This is a genomic window from Psychrobacter sp. 1044 (assembly GCF_904846525.1).
In the GTDB taxonomy this organism is placed as follows: Bacteria; Pseudomonadota; Gammaproteobacteria; order Pseudomonadales; family Moraxellaceae; genus Psychrobacter.
The window spans coordinates 69,859-91,678 of the sequence record NZ_CAJHAZ010000002.1; the positions used below are offsets into that span (position 1 = coordinate 69,859).

General features: G+C 42.1%; 31 protein-coding genes. 19 read left to right on the plus strand and 12 right to left on the minus strand.

Annotation, left to right across the window (positions count from 1 at the left end):
• Positions 1-102: 102 nt before the first annotated feature.
• The 5 genes from JMX82_RS01730 to JMX82_RS01750 form a co-directional block, all read right to left on the minus strand.
• Entirely contained in the window at positions 103-1,116 is a 1,014-nt protein-coding gene (locus tag JMX82_RS01730; protein WP_201539108.1) for a hypothetical protein, read from the minus strand.
• A 74-nt stretch (positions 1,117-1,190) separates the two neighbouring features.
• Entirely contained in the window at positions 1,191-1,424 is a 234-nt protein-coding gene (locus tag JMX82_RS01735) for a hypothetical protein (RefSeq protein WP_201539109.1), read from the minus strand.
• Complete coding sequence (locus JMX82_RS01740) at positions 1,424-2,167, minus strand: Rha family transcriptional regulator (protein WP_201539110.1); 744 nt, start codon at positions 2,165-2,167, stop codon at positions 1,424-1,426. The genes JMX82_RS01735 and JMX82_RS01740 overlap by 1 nt, the downstream gene beginning before the upstream one ends.
• A 137-nt stretch (positions 2,168-2,304) precedes the next feature.
• Positions 2,305-2,646, minus strand: coding sequence for a hypothetical protein (locus JMX82_RS01745; protein ID WP_201539111.1), 342 nt, complete (start codon positions 2,644-2,646; stop codon positions 2,305-2,307).
• Between the two features lie 2 nt (positions 2,647-2,648).
• A complete protein-coding gene (locus JMX82_RS01750) occupies positions 2,649-2,831 on the minus strand; it encodes a Cro/CI family transcriptional regulator (protein ID WP_201539112.1) in 183 nt (60 codons plus the stop codon).
• Positions 2,832-2,937: 106 nt separating this feature from the next.
• Here JMX82_RS01750 and JMX82_RS01755 point away from each other — a divergent pair, with 106 nt between their 5' ends.
• The 3 genes from JMX82_RS01755 to JMX82_RS01765 all read left to right on the plus strand — a co-directional run bounded on the left by JMX82_RS01755 (position 2,938) and on the right by JMX82_RS01765 (position 4,376).
• Positions 2,938-3,585 carry a LexA family protein gene (locus JMX82_RS01755; RefSeq protein WP_201539113.1) on the plus strand — a complete coding sequence of 216 codons (648 nt, stop codon included), beginning with the start codon at positions 2,938-2,940 and terminating at the stop codon, positions 3,583-3,585.
• A 126-nt stretch (positions 3,586-3,711) separates the two neighbouring features.
• Positions 3,712-4,005: an excalibur calcium-binding domain-containing protein gene (locus JMX82_RS01760; protein ID WP_201539114.1), complete on the plus strand. Its 294-nt coding sequence runs from the start codon at positions 3,712-3,714 to the stop codon at positions 4,003-4,005.
• An 89-nt stretch (positions 4,006-4,094) separates the two neighbouring features.
• Complete coding sequence (locus JMX82_RS01765) at positions 4,095-4,376, plus strand: hypothetical protein (RefSeq protein ID WP_227676251.1); 282 nt, start codon at positions 4,095-4,097, stop codon at positions 4,374-4,376.
• Positions 4,377-4,444: 68 nt separating this feature from the next.
• Here the strand turns inward: JMX82_RS01765 and JMX82_RS01770 are convergent, their stop codons facing one another.
• The 6 genes from JMX82_RS01770 to JMX82_RS01795 all read right to left on the minus strand — a co-directional run bounded on the left by JMX82_RS01770 (position 4,445) and on the right by JMX82_RS01795 (position 6,768).
• A complete protein-coding gene (locus JMX82_RS01770; RefSeq protein WP_201539116.1) occupies positions 4,445-4,603 on the minus strand; it encodes a hypothetical protein in 159 nt (52 codons plus the stop codon).
• Between the two features lie 178 nt (positions 4,604-4,781).
• Complete coding sequence (locus JMX82_RS01775) at positions 4,782-5,270, minus strand: ImmA/IrrE family metallo-endopeptidase (RefSeq protein WP_201539117.1); 489 nt, start codon at positions 5,268-5,270, stop codon at positions 4,782-4,784.
• Positions 5,251-5,637 (minus strand): helix-turn-helix domain-containing protein, encoded by a 387-nt coding sequence (locus JMX82_RS01780; RefSeq protein ID WP_201539118.1) that lies wholly within the window; start codon positions 5,635-5,637, stop codon positions 5,251-5,253. The genes JMX82_RS01775 and JMX82_RS01780 overlap by 20 nt, the downstream gene beginning before the upstream one ends.
• Before the next feature lie 230 nt (positions 5,638-5,867).
• Positions 5,868-6,044 (minus strand): hypothetical protein, encoded by a 177-nt coding sequence (locus JMX82_RS01785; RefSeq protein WP_227676265.1) that lies wholly within the window; start codon positions 6,042-6,044, stop codon positions 5,868-5,870.
• Positions 6,045-6,131: 87 nt separating this feature from the next.
• Positions 6,132-6,368, minus strand: a complete 237-nt coding sequence (locus JMX82_RS01790) for a hypothetical protein (protein WP_227676263.1) — start codon at positions 6,366-6,368, stop codon at positions 6,132-6,134.
• A 148-nt stretch (positions 6,369-6,516) separates the two neighbouring features.
• The gene (locus JMX82_RS01795; RefSeq protein ID WP_201539121.1) at positions 6,517-6,768 is read right to left on the minus strand and encodes a hypothetical protein; all 252 of its coding nucleotides are present in this window, start codon (positions 6,766-6,768) and stop codon (positions 6,517-6,519) included.
• A 423-nt stretch (positions 6,769-7,191) separates the two neighbouring features.
• On the opposite strand from JMX82_RS01795, the gene JMX82_RS01800 reads away from it, so the two are divergent.
• The 11 genes from JMX82_RS01800 to JMX82_RS01850 all read left to right on the plus strand — a co-directional run bounded on the left by JMX82_RS01800 (position 7,192) and on the right by JMX82_RS01850 (position 13,150).
• Positions 7,192-7,935 carry a hypothetical protein gene (locus JMX82_RS01800; protein ID WP_201539122.1) on the plus strand — a complete coding sequence of 248 codons (744 nt, stop codon included), beginning with the start codon at positions 7,192-7,194 and terminating at the stop codon, positions 7,933-7,935.
• Positions 7,936-8,162: 227 nt separating this feature from the next.
• Positions 8,163-8,441, plus strand: coding sequence for a hypothetical protein (locus JMX82_RS01805; RefSeq protein WP_201539123.1), 279 nt, complete (start codon positions 8,163-8,165; stop codon positions 8,439-8,441).
• The gene (locus tag JMX82_RS01810; protein ID WP_201539124.1) at positions 8,438-9,106 is read left to right on the plus strand and encodes a hypothetical protein; all 669 of its coding nucleotides are present in this window, start codon (positions 8,438-8,440) and stop codon (positions 9,104-9,106) included. The genes JMX82_RS01805 and JMX82_RS01810 overlap by 4 nt, the downstream gene beginning before the upstream one ends.
• On the plus strand, positions 9,103-9,444 hold the full coding sequence (locus tag JMX82_RS01815; protein WP_201539125.1) for a hypothetical protein: 342 nt from the start codon (positions 9,103-9,105) through the stop codon (positions 9,442-9,444). The genes JMX82_RS01810 and JMX82_RS01815 overlap by 4 nt, the downstream gene beginning before the upstream one ends.
• On the plus strand, positions 9,437-9,655 hold the full coding sequence (locus tag JMX82_RS01820) for a hypothetical protein (RefSeq protein ID WP_201539126.1): 219 nt from the start codon (positions 9,437-9,439) through the stop codon (positions 9,653-9,655). The genes JMX82_RS01815 and JMX82_RS01820 overlap by 8 nt, the downstream gene beginning before the upstream one ends.
• Positions 9,655-10,563 carry an ATP-binding protein gene (locus tag JMX82_RS01825; RefSeq protein WP_201539127.1) on the plus strand — a complete coding sequence of 303 codons (909 nt, stop codon included), beginning with the start codon at positions 9,655-9,657 and terminating at the stop codon, positions 10,561-10,563. The genes JMX82_RS01820 and JMX82_RS01825 overlap by 1 nt, the downstream gene beginning before the upstream one ends.
• 19 nt (positions 10,564-10,582) lie before the next feature.
• Complete coding sequence (locus tag JMX82_RS01830; protein ID WP_201539128.1) at positions 10,583-11,146, plus strand: single-stranded DNA-binding protein; 564 nt, start codon at positions 10,583-10,585, stop codon at positions 11,144-11,146.
• A 60-nt stretch (positions 11,147-11,206) separates the two neighbouring features.
• Positions 11,207-11,725 (plus strand): hypothetical protein, encoded by a 519-nt coding sequence (locus JMX82_RS01835; protein ID WP_201539129.1) that lies wholly within the window; start codon positions 11,207-11,209, stop codon positions 11,723-11,725.
• A 117-nt stretch (positions 11,726-11,842) separates the two neighbouring features.
• Positions 11,843-12,400: a hypothetical protein gene (locus JMX82_RS01840; RefSeq protein WP_201539130.1), complete on the plus strand. Its 558-nt coding sequence runs from the start codon at positions 11,843-11,845 to the stop codon at positions 12,398-12,400.
• Positions 12,387-12,959, plus strand: coding sequence for a hypothetical protein (locus JMX82_RS01845; protein ID WP_201539131.1), 573 nt, complete (start codon positions 12,387-12,389; stop codon positions 12,957-12,959). Before JMX82_RS01840 ends, JMX82_RS01845 begins: the two co-directional genes overlap by 14 nt.
• The gene (locus tag JMX82_RS01850; protein WP_055124058.1) at positions 12,956-13,150 is read left to right on the plus strand and encodes a hypothetical protein; all 195 of its coding nucleotides are present in this window, start codon (positions 12,956-12,958) and stop codon (positions 13,148-13,150) included. Before JMX82_RS01845 ends, JMX82_RS01850 begins: the two co-directional genes overlap by 4 nt.
• A gap of 396 nt (positions 13,151-13,546) precedes the next feature.
• On the opposite strand, the gene JMX82_RS01855 is transcribed toward JMX82_RS01850, so the two are convergent.
• Entirely contained in the window at positions 13,547-15,163 is a 1,617-nt protein-coding gene (locus JMX82_RS01855) for an NAD(P)/FAD-dependent oxidoreductase (protein WP_201539132.1), read from the minus strand.
• A 581-nt stretch (positions 15,164-15,744) separates the two neighbouring features.
• Between JMX82_RS01855 and urtA the strand changes: the two genes are divergently transcribed.
• From urtA to urtE, 5 genes are all read left to right on the plus strand, one after another.
• Complete coding sequence (urtA, locus tag JMX82_RS01860) at positions 15,745-17,055, plus strand: urea ABC transporter substrate-binding protein (RefSeq protein ID WP_201539342.1); 1,311 nt, start codon at positions 15,745-15,747, stop codon at positions 17,053-17,055.
• 131 nt (positions 17,056-17,186) lie between these two features.
• Positions 17,187-18,986 (plus strand): urea ABC transporter permease subunit UrtB, encoded by a 1,800-nt coding sequence (urtB, locus tag JMX82_RS01865; RefSeq protein WP_201539133.1) that lies wholly within the window; start codon positions 17,187-17,189, stop codon positions 18,984-18,986.
• Positions 18,987-18,996: 10 nt separating this feature from the next.
• Positions 18,997-20,067 (plus strand): urea ABC transporter permease subunit UrtC, encoded by a 1,071-nt coding sequence (urtC, locus tag JMX82_RS01870; RefSeq protein ID WP_201539134.1) that lies wholly within the window; start codon positions 18,997-18,999, stop codon positions 20,065-20,067.
• Entirely contained in the window at positions 20,067-21,032 is a 966-nt protein-coding gene (urtD, locus tag JMX82_RS01875; RefSeq protein ID WP_201539135.1) for an urea ABC transporter ATP-binding protein UrtD, read from the plus strand. Before urtC ends, urtD begins: the two co-directional genes overlap by 1 nt.
• 63 nt (positions 21,033-21,095) lie before the next feature.
• Positions 21,096-21,794: an urea ABC transporter ATP-binding subunit UrtE gene (urtE, locus tag JMX82_RS01880; protein ID WP_201539136.1), complete on the plus strand. Its 699-nt coding sequence runs from the start codon at positions 21,096-21,098 to the stop codon at positions 21,792-21,794.
• The last annotated feature ends 26 nt before the right edge of the window (positions 21,795-21,820 follow it).

Below are 21,820 nucleotides of genomic sequence, written 5' to 3' on the forward strand. Positions count from 1 at the left end.
ACGTCTGTTGTGAGTCATACGCCCTATTGGATAAGCTAAAAGCAATGAGCAATGAGCAAAGAAAGTAGGTAACCATCAGCACTATTACCAAATAGTTAATACTCATACCCCCTCCTGCAATTCAACAAGCAGTCTCTGATAAGCTTTGTTTGTGTTCTCACCTTTGCGCTTATTGGCTTTTAGATATTCCGTAGTTTGGGCTACGCTCATGCCTGGTAGCGGCTCTTTCCAGTGCCAGTTATCTACAACTGGTGCTGTTGGTCTTGTATCAATCATTGGTCTATCTATCTGGTGACTAGGATGGTAAGCATCAGGTTGTTGGTATCTAGCTGGTGCGTTTGGATTATTCCAATCCTCGTCATCAATACTGAAAGGCTTCTCTGAGACTGGTACAAGCTTACGAAATTTAATTTCGTTATTTATCCAAGTAGTGAATGCGCTAGTCCAGCACTTGTATTGAATACCTTTCGCTTTTGTTCCACTTTCGAATGTATCTAAAAATAAAGGTATGTTGATTCCGTACTCATTCATCTTAGCTACTTGGTTTTCAGTAGGTTTAAAATCATTAGGATAATCAGTGAGCTTTTTAACGGTTTTTTTTGATGGTTTCTTTTTAGCACCAATATCTGTGTTTACATTTGTGTTTACATCTGGATTACTATCTGTGTTTACATCTGGTATTGGTTGGTCATTTTTGACTAATGCATTGGACATTTCTGAACAATCCATTGGACATTTTTGACCATTGCATTGGTCGTTTTTGTCCAATGCAATGGTCATTTTTGAACAATGGCTTGTATCAAGGCTTTCAGCGCAATATTCAGGCATTGAGTACCACTTTGTGCGGTCATAACCCTTCTTGTTGTAGTTGCCAGCCAGTAATAAACCTTCTGCTACCATGCTTTTTAGTAGTCGTTGGATTATTTTTGCTGACTTGAGGTAAGGAAACAGTTTAAAGAAGGCTTCTGCACTGTTGTACGTCCAGTAATAACCGTCATGCAAGTTGGTGCCATTAGCTTTGTTTTTATCTAGCCAGAAGCGCATATTCTGCAATATGACCGCTTTTTCCACGCCATGTTCGACTGCATCATCTACATTAAAAATATGCATTGTCATTGCTTTAGCTCCAATTTCCTAAACTCAATAGCCCATACCCACTGGTCGCTATCTCTATCACGTTGCAAGCCTATTTATTTGACCTCAAACGCTGGCTGAATACCAAGCAGCCTTAAACCCTTCTTGCTTAAAATAAACTCTAAACGGTCACCTATTGCTAAGTTTGGATGATCCATTCCTGAGCGTGGATAAGTGCCATGTTTCACCAACGTGGTAAAGCCAGTAGACAAGCCTTTTGCGGCCGACTGTTGAAAGTCTTTGTCCGTGATAACTCTATGTAACCTTGGCTTACTACCAATGACAGCCATCACACAACCCTCAACTGACCAGATGGCTTGTTTTGCATCAACTTTGCGATATGCGCCACGCCTGCCGCGGTAAACTTAACTTGGACAGTCGCAAAATCATAACCATCCTTATCTGCATAATTGCCTATCTTCTGAGTCATAAAGCCTTGCTTAATACGGTGAGCATGTGCGTTTAGCTTGCCGTTATCGTCTCGATACAGGAATCGTGACGACATGGGCTTGCTTTTATCTAGACAACGCCTTACAAACTCTCGTTCCGGTATACCAACGGCTTTTGCTGTCTCACGTATGCCAAGTGAGCCTTTAGCGTGACTGAGCGTGTCTAGTGCAGCAGCTTTTGGCTGTAACAACTGAATTTGAGAGTTGGCATGCTCTTTTGCCTCTTCACTCGTTACCAGTGCTTTAAGGGCTGATATATAATCTTGTGGTAATGCAACGACTGGCTGCGATACTTGCTGTTCTAACTCAGCCCAACGACGATTTATACGAACGCGCAAGTTTCTGCTATACCCAGTCATAAGGTCAATCGTCTGTTCTTTGGTGAGTAGGAACTCTCTATACGTCTGGCCGTTATCTGCTGTAAAAAACGACTCTCCAATTATGGATAGTGACTCCTGAGCCAAAGTTTCATTAAGCAGCTCAATATCTCGAACAACATGACCATGCTGCTTATCTGCTAGCTTGGCTATTTCACGACTAGACATGGTTTTATCGATTTCGCTTACTTGCATAATGTTTTGCATGGTTATATACTCCAATTTCTAGTTTCACTTTGTTGGAAGCCCTAATCAGTTGCACCTGATTAGGGTTTTTTATTGCCTGCGTTTTATGTGCAGTAGATAATCTGTAGTGGTCCAATCGATCATAGGACCAACAATAATCACAACACACCTTTCGGCAATGAGTGCCCTGATAGCAGACGACGCATAAAATCAGGGGAGCTTGCTGCGTGTTGAAAAAATACGGCAGTGGCATCGACGATTTCAGGGTCGCAGTAAATGTAATCCTGCGGCACCACCTTTAGTCCCAATACCGTCAACATGCTTGCGACCAAATCTAGGTCGTTATTTACCATGCGATTAACCTTGTCTTTATTAGCGCCTGTCTCGTTGCATACCTTGGTTTGAGAAACGGTTGAGAATCGTTGAGAAATCAGATGATGCGCTTCGCGTGCTTTCTCACGGTGTTCATCTGATAATGCATGTATCGGCTTATGGCACATGGTTAAGCTTCCTCTGGTTGTTGTTCAGCTTCGCGCTTATCGATAATTTCTTTAATCTGATATTCGCGAAGCTCTGGGATTTTTTCATCGCTCCACTGCGATACGGCAGAATGTCTAATGCCAAGCATGCGAGCTAACTCATTGACAGATCCGTCGGCAACTTGAAGCGCCTCATCCTTAGTCATAATAGTTACCTTTTTTATTAATAAAGTAAGTTAAGTTACCTATTAAAGCACAGAAAACTTACCTTATCAAGTGGTAAGATAACTTACTTGCATTACAGGAGGATTTATGGAAACTTTAGGTCAGAGAGTGTTAAAACTTAGAAAAGATAAGAAGATGTCTCGTGAAGCGTTGGGTGCCAAAATAGGCGTGTCAAAAACAGCAATTAAGAACTGGGAAGATGATGAAAATGCGCCAAAATTAGAATATCTACAATTATTATCTGATTATTTTAAATGCAGCGTTGAATACTTGACTGACGGCACTGGTGATGGCGATAACTTTAAAAAAATACAAGAAAAGTCAGTTAGACGAGCGCCAGTTTTAAACTATGTTCAAGCAGGTGAATTTTGCGAATATCATGATGAGGCTATATCTGACGAGTTTGAACCTGTCATAGGTGATGCTGGCGATAATGTCTACTGGATATTACTCGAGGGCGATAGTATGGAGCCTGATTTTAAATCAGGAGAGCTCGTGCTTATTGATCCTGATATGCAGCCAAATCCTGCTGATTATGTAATTGCTTTACGAAAAGGTGAGAAGAAGGTTACTTTCAAAAAATGGCGTCCACGCGGTTTCGATGAAAATACAGGTGAAGAGTATTCACAGCTAATACCATCGAATGAAAACTATCCGATTATCGATAGTCGTTTCACACCTTTTTCAATTTGTGGCGTAGCAGTACAGCGCAATCAAGTATTGAGAAAGTCATGAAACCATACGAATACTACTGGATCTGCCACTTCTTAAAACACGCTACGCCAGTCGACGCGCTACCATTGGGTTGGTGCGTGTATCGTGAGGCATTAGATTTCGAATAACCAATACAAGGATGTGATTATGCATAAACTAATACTAGCCGCGGCGCTATCTGTGTTCGCAATGTCGTCCAACGCTGGAGTCACGACGGTAGACAACCCATTTCAAGGTAATTCTGTTCTGAAGGAATCTGTCGAGATTGACCATCCACTATTTGTCAAAGGTTCTGGTGGTTCGCAATGCAAAGGTCTGCCTAGCACTTGTGGCCAAATGGCTAATTGTGAACAAGCTAAGCAAGCGCTTAAGTGTGGTAACACTCGACTAGACCGAGACAAGGACGGAGTACCATGCGAATCAATTTGCCCAGGTGGTTAATTAGCATAGCTGTCTTATCGTTAGCTGCGTGCACTCCTGTCCAAGACGAAAGAGATAAGTTTGTTTCTGGCTATGTTATGGTGCATGAAATGTTCTGGTTCGCTGATCATGATGACCCCTACCCATTTACGACATCAGGTGAAATATCCTGTGTTTATTACCCTGATTTTGGCATTGAGGTGTATTTTGAACCTGCAGGCTATATTGATGAGTCTTCTATTGGCACTCCGCTGAATAAGGCGGCTGCAGAGTCTCTAAAGCAAGCAGGTCTGACACCAAACGTACCGTATAGCATTAAGAAAGGTGCTGACTTGAGTGAGGCTAGAGAGGTTGGGTTGAAGGCGTGTGGTAAGGTGATTGAAGATCGTTAGTGAAAAAAGCCTCCCTTGCGGAGACTTGTTTTTTAAACTTTATAAAAATAAACACAATCTACTGACGACTATGGACCACCACTGGGTACTAAAAAGCACCATGCTTCATAACCATACTCGTGAGCATCTAGCTTTTTACCTGAATTGCCACGTACCTTGCGGAAGCGACAACATACCCATCTCATGCCTTTTGGGGCAGGTTTATTGTTGATTTTTTTCTTAGCCATTAGATCATTCTCCTGGCAAATTGTAACCAAGGATTGTTAATGACCTTAAAAATTGATAAAATATAGTTTCTGACGTTATACCTGTATCTCTTCTTAAGGCTTCTGCACTGCCTTGGTTTTACAGTACAAAACTTTAAATGGCTTGGTTAGTTGGTAGCTTTCCAAGTCATTTTTATATTTAGAATAAACTAAGCTGTTTATACTGTTGCTGACCAAGTGCTTGTAATATAATGTCAGCAAAATAGTCTGCCTGCCATTCGCTATCCTCATGCTTTGTAGCCAAAGTTTCCGAGTAATGTAAAACTGGCTTATGACCTAGTAGTAGATGGCCTAGCTCATGAAAAAAAATATGTAAGGCTTTCCAGTCATTTTTATTTCTTCGCTTCTTTACTATTCTTTTATATAGCTTTTCGGGCATTGCTATTGTGACCCTAGCAGGATCACATAGCGCATTCGCAACATCAAGCCAATCATTATCACTTACAATCTCAATATTTATCCTGTATTTATTCCACATATCTTCAATGAATAAATCCATGCTTCTGAGAATTGATTTGTTGATACCAAATATACCTATAATACTTTTTACAGTCTGCTCAATCTCTACTGGAGTGCACATAGCAACCCTATGCCCTCTTAAGTGCCTATCATAAATCTGTTCTGTCATTCAGAACCTCCTTTGCCTTCTTTATTTCATCAAGTAAACTACAAATCTTATCTAAATCCTCTCTATTGAAATTAGAGTTAGCAAATCCTGCTACCATCATTTGGTATTGATAAGACAACCCATCAATGGGAATATTTTCGTTTGCAACGCTTGCAACGACTTTTAGGTCTTCGTCAAACACATACCCTTTCTTATTAAAAAAGTTTTCGATCTTAGGTATAAGATCTAATGGTATTTTGGTACGACCTGTTTCAATAGCGCTTAGAAACGCAACTGATTTATTTAAACCCTTTGACATCGTCGTAAGGGTATCGTTCGTTTCTTGGCGAGCCTTACGAACGGCTCTGCCGAAATTCGTAACTGCCATAATATGTCTCCTTCAGATGTTTTACCTCAGAGTTGTAAGCTTCCGAGATTTGACAATACTACATCAACATCAATCTTAATTCAACTAAAAAGGTATAATTTTTCAATTAAAAAGGTATAAATTCTCGACAACAGATCTTTCCCATATCTATAAAGACTTTTATTAGCTATCAACCAATAAAAAACCCACTAGATTAGTGGGTTTTTTATTGTCTATCAGACTACCAAAGCCTAATTAGTACAAACCTTCTTAGACTGGCTAATCTTGCCATTCTTACAAACAAACTTACCATCTTTGCAATGCGATACACCACCCATGCTTTTAGAGCAAGGATAGTTCTGAGCATTCGCCTGTACGACTGGCGCCATCATAAACATAGAGATAAGAAGCGCTGACCAAGTTTTCATAAGCAACCTTAGGGTTAGATGACGTAAGTTCAGAATATAGCACTACCCTCTATCATCAGCAATAACTATCTTACTTATGTTTATTATCTAAAATCCTGCCTCAGCATGTGTCAATGCTCGTATCTTAATTGGTACTGCACATGACCAAGCCATACCACCTGTACAATAAAACATGCCATTTTCAAAAGACTCGATACGAGCTGTAAAATCATTGTTAGCTAAATTGGACATAGCCTCTTGATCAGAACTATCGTCTACTGCACACCATATCTCTTGATGACCTGCGTCCAACATTGAACGAGTCAATTCACTACCTTTGAGCATTATATCCACACTAAACCTCTCTAATATCTACTCTATGCTGCATATTAGCATAACTATATTCACTCACGTCAATATAACTATGAAATTTAGTTAGGTTATTATGAACCAGTGAAAACTCTGTGATTCAAAGTGGTAGTAGCTCTATTCTCTATAAGCCAACCTCTTTTGGGGTTAACTCGATCTTTCTAACTGGAATAGCGAATCGCCATGAACCACCATCTTTGCAGAGAAATTCGCCATCATGAAAAGACGTAATATATACCAGTAAGGAATAGTCAAATTTATCAATAACAGTCATAGCATGCTCTTCACTATCATTACTAACAGCACACCAAATATGTTTATCGCCACGCTCTAACATTATTCTAGTTAAACTACTGCCTACTAATTTAGCGCTCATTTCGAAACCTTGTATTTAATTAATCTTATATTCTACACTTTTCAGATACATTCATAAATATCGATTTAAATTTGAATTATAATATTTATAAGTTTAAATAAACAATAAATCTAACCCGCCATTGCGCGGGTTTTTTTGTGTTTAGAGATAAATGATTTCAGCTAAAATAGCGGTTTTAGATAGTTGCCGAATAGCTACTAATCGGTTAAAGTCGAGTAAAATATTGATTTACAAATTTAAGCGATTGATGATATGGCACAACAAGTGTACTGCAGTAACTGCAACTCGGTAACTACCCCCAAACCTTCAGGTAGTGTAATAATTACTGTTATATTGATATTTTTCTACATCATACCAGGCATAATCTATGAGATTTGGCGTGGAAAAAACAAAAGGTGTGGACAGTGTGGTAGCCCATCCATCATGCCCCTACACTCACCCGCCGCGCAACAAGCGATGCAGCGGCAGCAAGTACCTATGCAGAACGATAGAGCAGATTATGAAAACCTAATGCACGAATTAAACGCTTGGAAATCGCAGTCTGCTCCCAAACCGGTTGTTGAGCATGCGCCTACACTACCGCCCGAATTACCACCCGCAGAAACCTTTGCTATTGAGCAAAATATCAATGGTGGCTTAATCGAGTTCTTCGGACTACAAAGGTGGTACCAAGCTACTTTTAACGATGAGCAAAAGCACAGATTAGAAGATCGCTTTGGCACTGTGTCTGGCAACAAACTAGCTTCAGGCCCAGTACACTTTAAGTTTGCCAATGTAGATGTTTTGCAGTTTCTATATGATCTTGAAGAAAAGCTTAAGCCGCAAGAATTCAGCGATGTTTATAAGTTGGTAGATGAGCAGTATAAGATAGAAGCAGGTAAGTTCTGTAAGATTGATAATAATAGATGGGATAATGAAAAATATTATAAATCTTGGTTTGCTCTGATGAAATATAGAATTGATGCGCTTAGTAAGCTAAAGAATGACAGCTATTTTAAACAAGGTCAGTTTGATGTCATTGAATATGATTTAGCTACTCAACCTTGTTTAGATATTAGTGGTAAGGGTTTTAATATCTTGAATGGCGACTTAGATCGCGCATTTGATAAGCACTTTTTTGAGCCTATAGAGGGCTGCCGATGCACTGTGCGAGGTTATAGAGATTAAAAACTTATGTATTACTAAACCGCCCTAGTGGCGGTTTTTTTATGTCTGATAAATTATAGGTAAGTTTTCTTACTTTCCTTCTTGACATAAAAGGTAAGTTAAGTTACTTTATATACATCGCAACAAACAACGCAAACGATGCAAGCGATACCAAATTTCAGACAATAAAAAGCCCTGATATCCGACCAAAGAGACAGGGCTTTTAACTCTCAAGGAGTGAAAGGATTATGGCACAACATTTCGCACTACTCAACCAAATAAAGTCAGGCGGCGCACATATCGCCGCAGGACTGGCGGTAGGTATGTCTATCGTCATGGTTGGCAACATCACTGGCTGCAATAGCTTTCTAGTTACGCAGGCTGAGCAAGACGTAGCGACATCAACGCTTGAGCCGCGCATCAACTCAATCGATAGTCCTGAGCTTATAGAGTTCAGAAAGCAGAACGCTCACGCCAATCAAAAACTCGCTGAAATGCGCTTATACGCTGCTGGAGGCAACCCATGAACTTACATATCAAGTTAAACCTTAACTCAGTACGCAAATATCCAGATGGTACGTTTGGTGCCCAGGTGATTACATCGGATGCAGATGACAACTATGCATTCTACGCCTGCAAAGTTAAACGCACTGCTCCATTTGAAGTAGAACTTGATCGCAGTAATGTCCATGAGTTCATCGATAGCCGCTGGCAGACTGCCACTGTCAATGATGCCCTAGCCAAGCAGCTGACAAGTTCGATGCGTAGGTTTGTATCGTCATATGCTCACCTCTTCACTAAAGACGTTTCTGAAGGCAGAGACGGAAAGCTGTTCGGAATGTGGACTGATGCAGTTGTCTCTATTGCTGATAAGAGTGGCAAGCATAAGTTAAAAGTCGGCGACAAAATCTTTGAATCTAAAGACACTATTTCTCTTTTAGGTAATAGTCAAAATGTAATCGAGTACCGCTTAATTGGAGACTCACTTCGCATTCTTAGACTTAACTTAGCCGATGATCCCTACTTAGCAAAACGTCTGCAAAAGCAGTTTGATGTTGCTAAAGAAAGATATGAGCGTGTTAGGAACAGCAGACCAATCGGTGGTGGTTCTTGGGCAGACAATCAAAATGCGCGTAAAGAGTTTGGTAAGTCTCGTTACGACCACCGCGAACTGCAAAGGAGTCGAGCATGAATACCAGAATTAGCTTTAAAACAATGACCGATGCAGAGCTTATCGATGAAGATCTTGATTGTGACGACGGCAGCTTGGCTCACACTCTTGCAGACCGACTAGACGCACTGCCAATTCATGACGGCATTGTTCATGTCGATGATAAGGATTGTGGTAGTTGCGACGATCTCAAAAACGAAATTCATCATCTTGAATATGAGGTTTCTCGCTTGGAGAATAATTTGGAGGAATTAGACATCGACACTTTGATCGCTGGTGCAAAGAGAGCACGCGAAGCGGTCAAGCAAGCAAATGACAAGGTTAACTACTTGTTTGGGCTGGGAGGTAGCGATGAATAATCTCAGACACAGAGCAGCGATGGCGATACTCGCAAAGCTTGGCACTCAGTCACTTGTACCAATACGCGCAAGTGACCTAACTTCTAAGCCAGTGCCAAATTACAACCATGGTCAAAAATCTATCATATTTTTTGATCCAACCGATGCAGAGCTTGACGCGATTTACAGTGGCAAGCTCTCAGGTAGCGGCAAGTTAGGAGGAAGCATCTAATGGCACGTTTCACTAAAGCAGAACGTAAGAAGGCGAAGCTACGGCTTGCACTTGCTGGTGTATCAGGTTGTGGTAAAACTTATAGCGCTCTACGCATAGCAAAAGGTATGGGCGGTAAGATTGCAGTGATTGATACAGAAAATGATTCATCTAGCCTTTATTCCAGTGAGTTTGATTTTTCCTCAATTAATTTAAGCGATCATAGTCCTGAGAGTTATATCAGAGCAATGAATGATGCTGCTCGAGAAGGCTTTGATATCGTAATTATTGACAGTCTTAGCCATGTTTGGACATTCTGTAAAGCAGAAGTAGATAAGGTTGCAGAGAAAACTTTTAAAGGTAATTCATGGGCCGCTTGGAGCAAGGTTACACCAAGATATGATGCGCTTATTCAATGCCTTATCCAAAGCGATGTTCATGTTATAACCACCATGCGAGCTAAAACAGAGACAGCTCAGATTGAAGTTAACGGCCGTAAAAAAGTAGTTAAGCTTGGCATGAAAACAGAAATGCGCGACGGCATTGAGTTTGAGTTTACTACTGTAATTGATATCGATCATGAAACTAATGGTGCGTCAGTCAGCAAGGATCGCACCCATGTTTTCAGAGGTCGTGAACACTTGGTGCTCGATGAAGGTATTGGCGAGGCGCTAATGACGTGGCTTATGGATGGTGTTGAGGAAGCGCTATTAAACCCTGAGCAGATAAACACCATAGGTAATATGATTTTAAAAATAACGCATAAAGGTGCCTTAGCTAAGGTAAAAGCTGCTTACCCAGATATATCCAAAATACCTGCTAAAAATTACGACTTGGTGTCAGATAAATTGATAGGTCTTATTGATTGGCAAGCAACACAGCAACCGCCAAGCCAACCTGTACATCAAAACCAACAACAAACGGCGTAAGCCATAAAAGGAGCGCTGTATGCGTGGAGTTAATAAAGTCTTAATTATTGGCAATTTAGGCGCTGATCCTGAGCACCGCCAATTCGATGGTGGCGGCAGTGTGACGAATATATCGGTTGCAACTTCTGAACAATGGACCGACAAACAGTCTGGTGAGAAACGCGAATCTACTGAGTGGCACCGTATCTCTCTATTTAATCGCCTTAGTGAAGTTGCAGCACAGTATCTTCGCAAAGGGTCGAAGGTATATATCGAAGGTCAGCTAAAGACTCGCAAGTATCAGGCTGACGATGGCACTGACCGCTATGTGACCGAGATAAGAGCTCATCAAATGCAAATGCTTGACGGTGCTGGTGATAACAATCAGCAAGGCAGTTACAGCAAACCAGCGCAGCAAAATAATCAGCAAGGTTTTCAAAACAACATGAGTAACCAAGGCTCTACAAAGCAACAAGGCGGTGGGCAGCAGCATAATAACGCACCCAACAACGTGCAAGCGAATAATCAGAAGCAATCAAGCACGCCACCTGGTCCAGTAGATGATGATATTCCGTTCGCACCATTCTATGACGGTCAGCTTTAACATAATCATATAAACGGTCTGGGCAAATCATCGCTCAGACCAACCATTAAGGATCAGCGTATGTTGAGACTAAATAACAGCTCAGTAGCACGAGAGTCGTCCAATGGCATTAATACAGTGCGAATGTATGCTGTATTCGATGATGTGACCAAATCAGGCCGTATCAAGTGTAAAAACGCACAGCGCTTTGCTATCGAAGACAACTTGCTGATGCTAAACGGTACAAAGCATCTCTTAGTTGAGCCAGTAGACTTAAACGCCGACCCTGAAGACTTGATTCAATACTTTGATGCTCGGTTTAGTAGTGTTCAGCCAGATATTTTTTTAGAGCCGCCATTGTCAAGAGGTGGCATCCAAGTACCAAAATCTATTAAAGAGGTGCGTTGGGAATATTTAGACATGGCGTGGCGAGCAATCGATAAGGCTGGCACCGTTGCTTACTTTGAGCGTCGTCCAATCTTAGACAAGGCTGGTTACTGGGTTTCAGCAATCGAAGGCATTGTTGCTAGATACGGTAAGTCGCTATGCATCGCTGATAACTACCAGTGCAGTGTGCAAAATATAAATGATAAAGGATAAATACTATGACAACACGCACAGAAGAAGAAATGACCGCCCTAGCCGCTGAGCTGCTAGAAATTGATTTGGGATTGCCAAGCGTGTGTGCTAGGTGTGGCCAAGAGTTGGAGAGTAAGCATGGATAAGTTTATCAAAGAAAGTGATTTTAACTGGCTAGACTTGGCTTTAAAAGATGGTTGCAGTGAGGGTCCTCACTTAGAGTACATCCACGTCGCCAACGGCAATGCTTACGCTACAGACGGTCACCGTCTGCATGCTGCACCTTGCAAGCTACATGATGGTGTCTATTGTCGTTATGAGATTGCAAGAAGCTTGGATAACAACACCATACCTCCAGTTGAAGCTGATGTTGAAATACCCGATGGATTTAAGCCGCAACTAGTCATGATTAACCAAGCAAGAAAAGCATTTAATCCAGCTAGTGAAGTAACTGCATCGGACTTTTACGTACAAAATGGTTTTTATGGTCAGTTAATGCCGAAAGACGGTAGTAATAGATTTCAGCGCATATATGTACTAGAAGCACTGTTTGGTATGTCAACCAAAGGTGAAACTATCTTGCATACCTATACCGCTGATGATGGTGAAAACTTTATGTATGCCAATGACGGTGAGCGTTCGTTTGTTGTGATGGGTATGAAGCTAGATAAGGAGAATGATTGTGAGTACAACTGAAATATACGGCTTTAAAGCTGATGGTTATGCAGAGTTTATTGGTGAAACACAAAACGCATGGCGTGGCGCTATGGCTGTTTGGACAGCCTTAGAAGAGAAGTATTTGGGATTGCTGCCATCGTCTATTGATGCTAATCATAGTTATTCCAGACTGATGTCAGTATTTAATACCGAAAAAGATACTCAAGCAATATGGGATTTAGCAAGGGATGAAAGACTGACGGATAGCGAACGAATTGTACTCAAATCAACATTTGACTATCAGCTCTTTGAATCCAAAGATGTTGATAAGGTTGTAAGTGCATACAAAACGTTCGATGCCGATGCCAATTGCGATACAACGCTCAAAGAGCAAGCAGAAATAATAGAGCAAAACAAAGATCGGTACATTGCTTTTGGCTTCAATCAAACCTCAGTCAATTCTGCGTTTTGGACTGAAGATAGAAACACTTGCGAATGCGAATACTGCGAGCACTGTAAAGAAGACTATTACAATATCAACACTGAGTCAGATCACTTTTATCTCTCTGTTGACATAGATGAGGAGAAAAAACCATGACAGGCATTTACTACACAACCAGCGATATCAAGCAAATATTTTGCTTTAAGAGCGACACAGCTCTAAAAGCTAAAATAAGAGAGGGTTTCTTGCCTGAGCCTGATTTGGAAGGTCGGCCCAACAAGTGGCTTAAAGTCAAAATTGACGACATAGTTGAAAAGCTAAATGATTACGAGAAAGATGAAGCGTAACCGTGTTAGAATCCAAAAGCGGGATTCGAACTGGTATAAATTACTGAGCCAATTCAACGAATGGCGGTATCCATGACGGTATCGCCAATTATAACAATAAATAAAATCATATAAATCAATATTTTACGTTTACAGTTCGAGTCCCTGTAGGCGCACCATCAAACACTATCTTAATCCAACAAACACCCCCATAAGCCTTACGCTGTGGGGTTTTTTGATGTCTTATCGCATCATAACATTGCATAACTGACGATGTATTTTCATACAGCATACCGTCAAAACACAAAAAAGCCTTTCAAGCTTTATATTTCATAGCTTGAAAGGCTTTTTCGCTCGCATGCTTTTATCTAGGTAAGCGTTTTAATATTAGGATTTGCTTACCGTTTAGAGCCGCTCTTACTCTATGTTCAACATCGATTTTGCCACGGCTTCTGCCACTTTAATACCATCAATCCCTGCTGACAATATGCCACCTGCGTAGCCAGCGCCTTCGCCTGCAGGGAATAAGCCTTCGGTGTTAATGCTTTGGAATTCTTTATTACGTTTAATGCTGATTGGTGACGAGGTTCTGGTTTCTACGCCAGTGAGTAACCCATCATCAGATGAAAATCCTTGGATTTTCTTATTAAACGCTGGAATGGCTTCACGTATGGCATCCACGGCAAAGTCAGGTAACGCTTTGCTTAAGTCAGTTAAGGTAATGCCCGGTGTGTACGAGGGTTTTACATCGCCCAATTCTGAGTTTGGTTTACCTTTTAAGAAATCACCAATGGTTTGCGCTGGTGCACTGTAGTCTTTGCCGCCTAACTCAAACGCTAAGGTTTCTAGTTGTCTTTGTAGTTCGATACCAGCAAGAGGATGGTTTGGATAATCTCGCTCTGGGTCAATACCTACCACAATAGCACTGTTGGCGTTACGCTCGTTCCTTGAATATTGACTCATGCCGTTAGTGACAACACGGCCTTCTTCTGATGCGGCGGCAACCACCGTTCCACCTGGACACATGCAGAAGCTATAAACAGAACGACCATTTTTGCAATGATGAACCAGTTTGTAATCCGCAGCGCCAAGTATTTCGTTCCCAGCATTGTCACCAAAGCGTGCTTGGTCTATGGTTGACTGTTTATGTTCAATCCTAAAGCCAATTGAAAAAGGTTTTGCTTCAACATACACGCCTTTATCATGGATCATTTGGAAGGTATCGCGCGCGCTATGACCAACAGCAAGAACAACATGGCTGGTTTTTAAGGTTTCGCCAGTATTAAGGGTCACGCCTGTTACTTTTGAGTCAGTGATATGCAAGTCATCTACACGAGTCGCAAAACGAACTTCCCCACCAAGCGCTATGATCTCGGCACGCATTTTTTCTACCATGGTCACTAACTTATAAGTACCTATGTGCGGTTTACTGACAAATAAAATCTCATCTGGTGCGCCGGCTTTAACAAACTCGGTCATGACTTTACGGCCATAATGATTGGGATCTTTCACTTGGCTATATAGTTTGCCGTCAGAAAAAGTACCCGCTCCGCCTTCACCGAATTGTACGTTTGATTCAGTGTTTAATTTACGCTGACGCCAAAAGCCAAAGGTGTCTTTGGTGCGTTGTCTGACTTCATTACCACGTTCAATGATAATAGGTTTAAAACCCATTTGGGCAAGGGTCAGTGCTGCTAACAAACCACAAGGTCCAAAACCAATAACAACAGGACGCTCAGTTAAATTATCTGGCGCCTCACCTACATATTTGTAGCTGGTGTCTGGTGTTGCTTTGACATGGTTATCTGACTCAAATTGAACCAGTAAATCATTGGTCAAATCCGAATCGGTCAGTGTGATGTCTAGCGTATAAATTAATTGGATATTTCTTTTATTACGAGCATCATAACCACGTTTAAACATCACAAATGACGCCATTTTCTCAGCAGAAATTTTAAGTTTTGTGGTTATTGCTGTTGTTAACTCTTCAGGTGCATGATTTAACGGCAATTTAATTTCAGTTAAACGTATCATTGGTTACTCATAAACTCGTGTAGAAAACAGTCTCGCATTTTACTGGTACTGATACAAATAAGCGAATAAATATTTTACTTACGCAGGGTAAATTTACGGTTTCTTCAGCATAGATCAGCACCCTATTATAAAAACTAAATGTCAGACTTCATCCCAAGCTAGCTACCAAGCGTAATGGCTAACGTGCTTTAGCTAAAAAAACCTATCTTTAGTTGCGTTAATATCATTTAGTACGTTTGCTTCTTAATTTCCTTCTGTTCACACTTTCTGAACTCAAAAAAACATCGCTTCTGATGTCGTCATTTTTTATACCACTTTAGCATTTCTTAACCAGACATAAATGGTGCATAGAAAATCATAAAAACCAATTATGGTGCAAAGAAGTGCCCTAGCTCCTGATAAAGACCGATATTGGTGCATTTGTCTCGTATTTTATATTGGCATAGATATTGAAGTATTAATCATAGTTAGGAATGGCTCGTTCACTCGGCCTACCAGGCTGCTACTTTATCTTTCTGGAGAAATATATGTCTTTATTGCCAACGCTTATCACTGCTACTCCTATCAATACAAACCATCGTATCGACTCAAAATTGACATCACGTTTGTCTCTGCTAGCAGTAGCCGTTGTCGGCAGCTTAAGTCTTATAGGTTGTCAAAAACCTGCGGAAACCAGTGCAGAAACCAATTCTACAGCCACAAAAACGGACACCTCTGAGACGGCTGCTACCTCTGTGGCAGATGGTGACACCATCAAAGTTGGTATCTTGCATTCTTTATCTGGAACGATGGCCATCTCTGAAACCTCATTAAAAGATACGGCGCTCATGACCATTGATGAAATTAATGCCAATGGCGGTGTGTTGGGTAAGCAGCTAGAGCCCATCGTCGTAGATCCCGCTTCTGATTGGCCGTTATTCGCTGAAAAAGCACGTCAGCTGTTAACCCAAGATAAAGTTGATGTAATCTTTGGGGGTTGGACATCGGTGTCACGTAAGTCAGTGCTGCCTGTCGTTGAAGAGTTAAATGGTTTGATGTTCTACCCTGTTCAGTACGAGGGTCAAGAGCAGTCAGAAAACATTTTCTACACTGGTGCTGCACCGAACCAACAAGCCATTCCTGCCGTTGAATATTTGATGAGTCCAGAGGGCGGTAGTGCAGAACGCTTCGTTTTACTTGGAACAGATTATGTTTATCCTCGGACTACTAACCAGATACTGCGGGCTTTCTTAAAATCTAAAGACGTCGCTGAAACAGACATCATGGAAGAGTACACCCCCTTCGGTTTTAGCAACTATCAGACCATCGTTGGCAATATTAAAAGCTTCTCTACCGGTAAAAAGACGGCGGTTATCTCTACCATTAATGGGGATTCAAACGTACCCTTTTATCGTGAGCTTGCCAACCAAGGTATTAAAGCCTCTGATATCCCAGTCATGGCATTCTCAGTAGGAGAAGAGGAGCTTCGCGGTATCGATACCAGCTTATTGCAAGGGCATTTGGCGTCATGGAACTACTTTATGTCGGTTAAAAACCCTGTCAACAGCGATTTCACTAAAAAGTATAAGAAATATGCGCTGGATCATAAGCTACCCAATGCTGACAAGGTCGTGACAAATGATCCTATGGAAGCCACCTACGTGGGTATCAATATGTGGAAACAAGCAGTCGAAAAAGCTGGTACTACTAATGTCGATAAAGTGCGTATCAGTATGGGAGGTCAGACTTTTGACGCGCCATCAGGGTATACATTGAAAATGGATGAGGAAAACCATCACTTATGGAAGCCTGTCATGATCGGTCAAATCCGTGCCGATGGTCAGTTCGATGTGATCAGCAAAACGCCAAAAGTCATTCGTGCTGAGCCATGGAGTCAGTACATTCCTAAATAAGGTTGTGGTCACTTAAACCGTAATCCTTAGCCCCTTAATGGTATCAATACCAGCAACCCTTTAGCTCCTCTACTGATAAAACAGTTTTTAGTAGAGGTTAAAGGAGTGTTGACTGCAAAAAAGGAACCATCATGTCACATTACCCTTCCTATTATAAAAGTGACGCGCCAGCCAATTATTTTAACAAGACTTTTATAATCGCCTTATTATCTTTACTCCTCCTCATTGCTATCACATCAGCTGCTCATGCTCACGAGACGCCAGTAGTACACAGCCATGGCGAGAAACTATCGACTAATACTGTGGCAGCGACATCCAATGCTGTAAGTGAAGAGACCTTACTTGCTCAAGACGGCACTTTACTTGCTCAGAACAAGCAGTCTGTAACGACATCAGCTGATCTTGCGATAAGTAAAGGGGATGCTATCGAGCAGTTCGTTGCTGCTGACTTCACCAAGCGCCAAACCATGCTCAATCAGTGGCCGGGGTCAGTGGAGAGTTTGGATACTTTAGTTGAGCTTATAAAAAACGATGAGCTATACCAAGGCAATGGCGGGCAAACCTACCTACTTAACAGCGAAGATGAGCTATTTACTTATCCTGCTAAGCAGCTGACCACCGAGTGGCCTAGCGACTTGGCGCAAGTGACTTTGACCAATACGCTACGCTCAGCCTTAGTCTTTGGACAAGCCAAGGTTAAGCTTGAGTCAGACGATCCTACGCAACGTGTGCAAGCAGTTGCCATCTTAGCGGACAATATCGAACAGCTAGATCCAGCACTCATAAGTACTGCTGCCACTAATGAGGAAGACGACGACGTCAAAACAGCGTTGAGTACTTTACAAGCAAGAATTGATTTTAGAGATGGCGACGTCACTACCCAAATTGCCGCGCTTACCGTGCTTGCTGATAGCGATAGCCCACAAGTATTAGTGGATGTTAAAAAAGCATTGGCGGCAGATGATATCGATCCTGTGCTCAAATCTGCGCTGTTAGACGCTGAGGATAGTATTGAGCAGCGCATTACCATCAGTACTTGGATAGGTCATCTGTTCACGGGGCTTAGTACGGCAAGTATCTTACTACTCGCGGCATTAGGGCTTGCCATTACCTTTGGTCTGCTTGGGGTCATCAATATGGCTCATGGTGAGCTCATTATGATTGGTGCTTACGCCACTTATATGGTGCAAAATCTCTTTCAAGCATATTTTCCTAGTATGACTGGATGGTATCTGGTTGCTGCTATACCCGTCGCTTTCTTAGTCAGTGCCATTATCGGCATGATTATTGAACGAATCATTATTCGCCCGCTTTACGGTCGTGAGCTTGAAACCTTACTGGCAACCTTCGGTGTCAGTCTGATTCTTATGCAGTTGGTTCGGATGATATTTGGCGCGCAAAACGTCGAAGTCAGCAATGTCGACTGGTTGAGCGGTGCCTATCAAGTCTCCTCGAGCCTTGTGCTTCCCTTCAACCGTATCGCTATTATCGGCTTTACCGTCATTATTCTTATGCTACTAGTGTACTTACTGAACAAGACTCGTTTCGGGCTATTTGTGCGCGCTGTGACTCAAAATCGGCAAATGGCACGTGCAGTTGGTATCTCATCTGCTCGCATCGATATGTTGGCTTTTGGACTTGGCTCAGGCCTCGCAGGTCTCGCTGGCTGTGCTTTGGCGCAAGTAGGCAATGTCGGACCCGACTTAGGTCAAACTTATATTATTGATGCGTTCTTAGTCGTCGTGGTTGGCGGTGTTGGGCAAGTATGGGGCGCGGTATTGGCATCTTTAGGTCTTGGTGTCAGTGGTACGGTGCTTGAAATTGGCATTGGTGCTGTGATGGCTAAGATTGTGTTACTGGTTCTTGTGATTTTGTTTATTCAAAAACGTCCACAAGGTTTATTCGCCCTCAAAGGCCGTTTTGTGGATTAAGGAGAACCTCATGCGTTTGACTCAATTATTATCTGATTCCCCACGTAATGCCATTTTGATTGGTTTGTGTTTTTTAGTGCTACTGATATTGCCTTGGCTCCATTTACTACCTGAAACTTCTAGTTTTCACCTGTCTGCTTATTGGATAACTTTGATTGGTAAAATAATGGCACTCGCCATGGTAGCCCTGGCTTTAGACTTGGTATGGGGCTATGCAGGCATCCTAAGCTTAGGTCATGGTCTTTATTTTGCGCTAGGAGGTTATGCTTTTGGTATGTACTTGACGCGTGAAACTGCTGGCACGGGCTTGCCAGATTTTATGCGTTTTTTGAGTTGGACCGAATTGCCGTGGTACTGGGCAGGCACTCAACATTTCTGGTGGGCGATGGCTCTAGTGGTGCTAGTTCCTGGTCTGGTCGCTTTTATCTTTGGTTATTTTGCATTTCGCTCAAAGATTAAAGGGGTTTATTTTTCGATTATTACTCAGGCCATGACCTATGCGGCAGCTTTACTGTTTTTCCGTAACGAAACAGGCTTTGGTGGTAATAATGGTTTCACAGGCTTTACCACGCTATTAGGTTATGACATCACTGCTTCTTCAACGAGGGTTGTGCTGTGTTTTACGACTGCTTTGGCGCTGCTACTGTCCTATCTTGGACTACGCTATCTGATGAGCCAGCCTTATGGGCGTGTGCTTGGTGCCATCCGTGATAGTGAAAATCGTTTGCAGTATTTAGGCTATCGCACGCTTTGGTACAAGCTTTCAGCTTGGGTGTTGTCTGCAGTCATTGCTGGTATCGCTGGTGCTCTATATGTACCGCAAGTTGGTATCATTAACCCAGGCGAGATGAACCCCATCAACTCTATCGAGATGGCAGTCTGGGTGGCTGCTGGAGGCAGAGGTTCATTAATCGGTGCCATTGTAGGTGCTGGTACAGTCAATGTGATTAAAACCTATTTTACCGTCGCCTACCCAGAGTTCTGGTTGCTTATTCTAGGCGGATTTTTTGTAGTGGTTACTATATTTCTCCCTAACGGCATCATTGGTGTACTCGATCGTTTTAAGAAGGAAAAAGAATAATGTCAATAATATGTAATAATGCTGCTTCCCAAAAAACGGCTAACGATGCGCTTATTAAAAATAAAAATGATCCTAGTATACATAAGCCAATGGGAAGTTTTGACAATACAAATAACATAACGGTCGCAGAAAACACGCCTACCCGACCAGTCACTACTCTGACTGAAGATTACGGAGATAGCGGAGGCTTGGCGCATCCTGTCCCCAAATCAGGGCCAGATATGAGACATGGTATTGCGCTATATTTAGAAGACGTTAGCGTATGGTTTGACTCATTCCGTGCACTCAATGATTTGTCTTTATACATTGAGGCAGGCGAGCTGCGCTGCATCATTGGTCCTAATGGTGCAGGTAAGACGACTTTAATGGATGTTATTACGGGTAAAACGCGCCCGACCACAGGCAGCGCATTTTTCGGTCAAGTACATAATTTAGCCAAACTATCTACCGAAGAAATAGCGGAAGCAGGCATTGGCCGTAAGTTTCAAAAACCTACCGTGTTTGAGAAATTTACCGTACTCGATAACTTAATGCTGGCCGCGCCAAAGGATAAGCGAGTGTCAAAAAGCTGGCTTACTCGTATTGATGCAGAAATCCAAGATACCCTTGACTCAACGCTTGATCAAATACGCCTAAAAGAGCTGATTAACAAGCCAGCAGGACTATTGTCTCATGGTCAAAAACAGTGGCTAGAGATTGGAATGTTACTGATGCAAAGACCAAAACTTATCTTACTTGATGAACCAGTAGCAGGCATGACAGATGCCGAAACTGAACATACCGCTGAGTTATGTCTACGCCTTAAAAAGAATCATACTTTAATCGTGGTTGAGCATGACATGACCTTTATTGATGTAATAAGTGAGAAAGTAACGGTTTTGGCAAATGGCGCTATTTTGGCTGAAGGGACGTTGAGTGAAGTACAGAACAACGAAGCCGTCATTGAGACCTATTTGGGTCGGTAATAAGCTCAGGTCGATAACAAATAGTAACACTTAAAAATAGACCTAAAAAACAGAGGTGCTTATATGTTAGAAATCAATGCCATAAATCAATATTACGGTGGCAGTCACATCTTACGTGATGTCACCCTCGCCGCCCCGGTAGGAGAATGTAGCGTGGTACTGGGTCGTAATGGCGTCGGTAAAACCACCTTGCTTAAATGTTTGATGGGCATCCTACCAATAAAATCAGGTGAGATTTTATTAGACGGTAAGGACATTAGTCAGATGACGCCTGAGCAGCGTGTGCGCGCAGGACTCGCTTATGTACCGCAAGGACGCGATATATTTTCTACTTTGACCGTTGAAGAAAACATTCTGATTGGCATGGCGAAATTCTCTCAACGTAAAGCAAGTAAAGTACCCAGAAACTTATATGATATATTTCCAGTGCTGGACGAAATGAAGCATCGCCGCGGTGGCGATTTATCTGGCGGTCAGCAGCAGCAACTTGCTATTGCTCGTGCGCTTGCATCAGAGCCTCGAGTACTAGTACTTGATGAGCCGACTGAAGGCATTCAGCCCTCTATCATCAAGGACATCGGGCGGGTCATTAGGGATTTAGGTTATCAAGGTGAAATGGCTATTGTACTGGTCGAGCAGTTTTATGAGTTTGCAGAAGAGCTTGCCGATAACTATACCGTGCTTTCTAGAGGACAAGTCGTAGCTCAGGGGGCTGGAATTGACATGGCAAAAAACAATATTCAAGAATTGGTGGCAATCTAAAAGGACACTTTCTAAAAGGGAACGCA

Bases quoted from the DNA above. Each gene is read 5' to 3' on its own strand.
- JMX82_RS01730 (WP_201539108.1), bottom strand. From the start codon at position 1,116: ATGACAATGCATATTTTTAATGTAGATGATGCAGTCGAACATGGCGTG.
- JMX82_RS01735 (WP_201539109.1), bottom strand. From the start codon at position 1,424: ATGGCTGTCATTGGTAGTAAGCCAAGGTTACATAGAGTTATCACGGAC.
- JMX82_RS01740 (WP_201539110.1), bottom strand. From the start codon at position 2,167: ATGCAAAACATTATGCAAGTAAGCGAAATCGATAAAACCATGTCTAGT.
- JMX82_RS01745 (WP_201539111.1), bottom strand. From the start codon at position 2,646: ATGTGCCATAAGCCGATACATGCATTATCAGATGAACACCGTGAGAAA.
- JMX82_RS01750 (WP_201539112.1), bottom strand. From the start codon at position 2,831: ATGACTAAGGATGAGGCGCTTCAAGTTGCCGACGGATCTGTCAATGAG.
- JMX82_RS01755 (WP_201539113.1), top strand. From the start codon at position 2,938: ATGGAAACTTTAGGTCAGAGAGTGTTAAAACTTAGAAAAGATAAGAAG.
- JMX82_RS01760 (WP_201539114.1), top strand. From the start codon at position 3,712: ATGCATAAACTAATACTAGCCGCGGCGCTATCTGTGTTCGCAATGTCG.
- JMX82_RS01765 (WP_227676251.1), top strand. From the start codon at position 4,095: ATGTTCTGGTTCGCTGATCATGATGACCCCTACCCATTTACGACATCA.
- JMX82_RS01770 (WP_201539116.1), bottom strand. From the start codon at position 4,603: ATGGCTAAGAAAAAAATCAACAATAAACCTGCCCCAAAAGGCATGAGA.
- JMX82_RS01775 (WP_201539117.1), bottom strand. From the start codon at position 5,270: ATGACAGAACAGATTTATGATAGGCACTTAAGAGGGCATAGGGTTGCT.
- JMX82_RS01780 (WP_201539118.1), bottom strand. From the start codon at position 5,637: ATGGCAGTTACGAATTTCGGCAGAGCCGTTCGTAAGGCTCGCCAAGAA.
- JMX82_RS01785 (WP_227676265.1), bottom strand. From the start codon at position 6,044: ATGAAAACTTGGTCAGCGCTTCTTATCTCTATGTTTATGATGGCGCCA.
- JMX82_RS01790 (WP_227676263.1), bottom strand. From the start codon at position 6,368: ATGCTCAAAGGTAGTGAATTGACTCGTTCAATGTTGGACGCAGGTCAT.
- JMX82_RS01795 (WP_201539121.1), bottom strand. From the start codon at position 6,768: ATGAGCGCTAAATTAGTAGGCAGTAGTTTAACTAGAATAATGTTAGAG.
- JMX82_RS01800 (WP_201539122.1), top strand. From the start codon at position 7,192: ATGCCCCTACACTCACCCGCCGCGCAACAAGCGATGCAGCGGCAGCAA.
- JMX82_RS01805 (WP_201539123.1), top strand. From the start codon at position 8,163: ATGGCACAACATTTCGCACTACTCAACCAAATAAAGTCAGGCGGCGCA.
- JMX82_RS01810 (WP_201539124.1), top strand. From the start codon at position 8,438: ATGAACTTACATATCAAGTTAAACCTTAACTCAGTACGCAAATATCCA.
- JMX82_RS01815 (WP_201539125.1), top strand. From the start codon at position 9,103: ATGAATACCAGAATTAGCTTTAAAACAATGACCGATGCAGAGCTTATC.
- JMX82_RS01820 (WP_201539126.1), top strand. From the start codon at position 9,437: ATGAATAATCTCAGACACAGAGCAGCGATGGCGATACTCGCAAAGCTT.
- JMX82_RS01825 (WP_201539127.1), top strand. From the start codon at position 9,655: ATGGCACGTTTCACTAAAGCAGAACGTAAGAAGGCGAAGCTACGGCTT.
- JMX82_RS01830 (WP_201539128.1), top strand. From the start codon at position 10,583: ATGCGTGGAGTTAATAAAGTCTTAATTATTGGCAATTTAGGCGCTGAT.
- JMX82_RS01835 (WP_201539129.1), top strand. From the start codon at position 11,207: ATGTTGAGACTAAATAACAGCTCAGTAGCACGAGAGTCGTCCAATGGC.
- JMX82_RS01840 (WP_201539130.1), top strand. From the start codon at position 11,843: ATGGATAAGTTTATCAAAGAAAGTGATTTTAACTGGCTAGACTTGGCT.
- JMX82_RS01850 (WP_055124058.1), top strand. From the start codon at position 12,956: ATGACAGGCATTTACTACACAACCAGCGATATCAAGCAAATATTTTGC.
- JMX82_RS01855 (WP_201539132.1), bottom strand. From the start codon at position 15,163: ATGATACGTTTAACTGAAATTAAATTGCCGTTAAATCATGCACCTGAA.
- urtB (WP_201539133.1), top strand. From the start codon at position 17,187: ATGTCACATTACCCTTCCTATTATAAAAGTGACGCGCCAGCCAATTAT.
- urtC (WP_201539134.1), top strand. From the start codon at position 18,997: ATGCGTTTGACTCAATTATTATCTGATTCCCCACGTAATGCCATTTTG.
- urtD (WP_201539135.1), top strand. From the start codon at position 20,067: ATGTCAATAATATGTAATAATGCTGCTTCCCAAAAAACGGCTAACGAT.
- urtE (WP_201539136.1), top strand. From the start codon at position 21,096: ATGTTAGAAATCAATGCCATAAATCAATATTACGGTGGCAGTCACATC.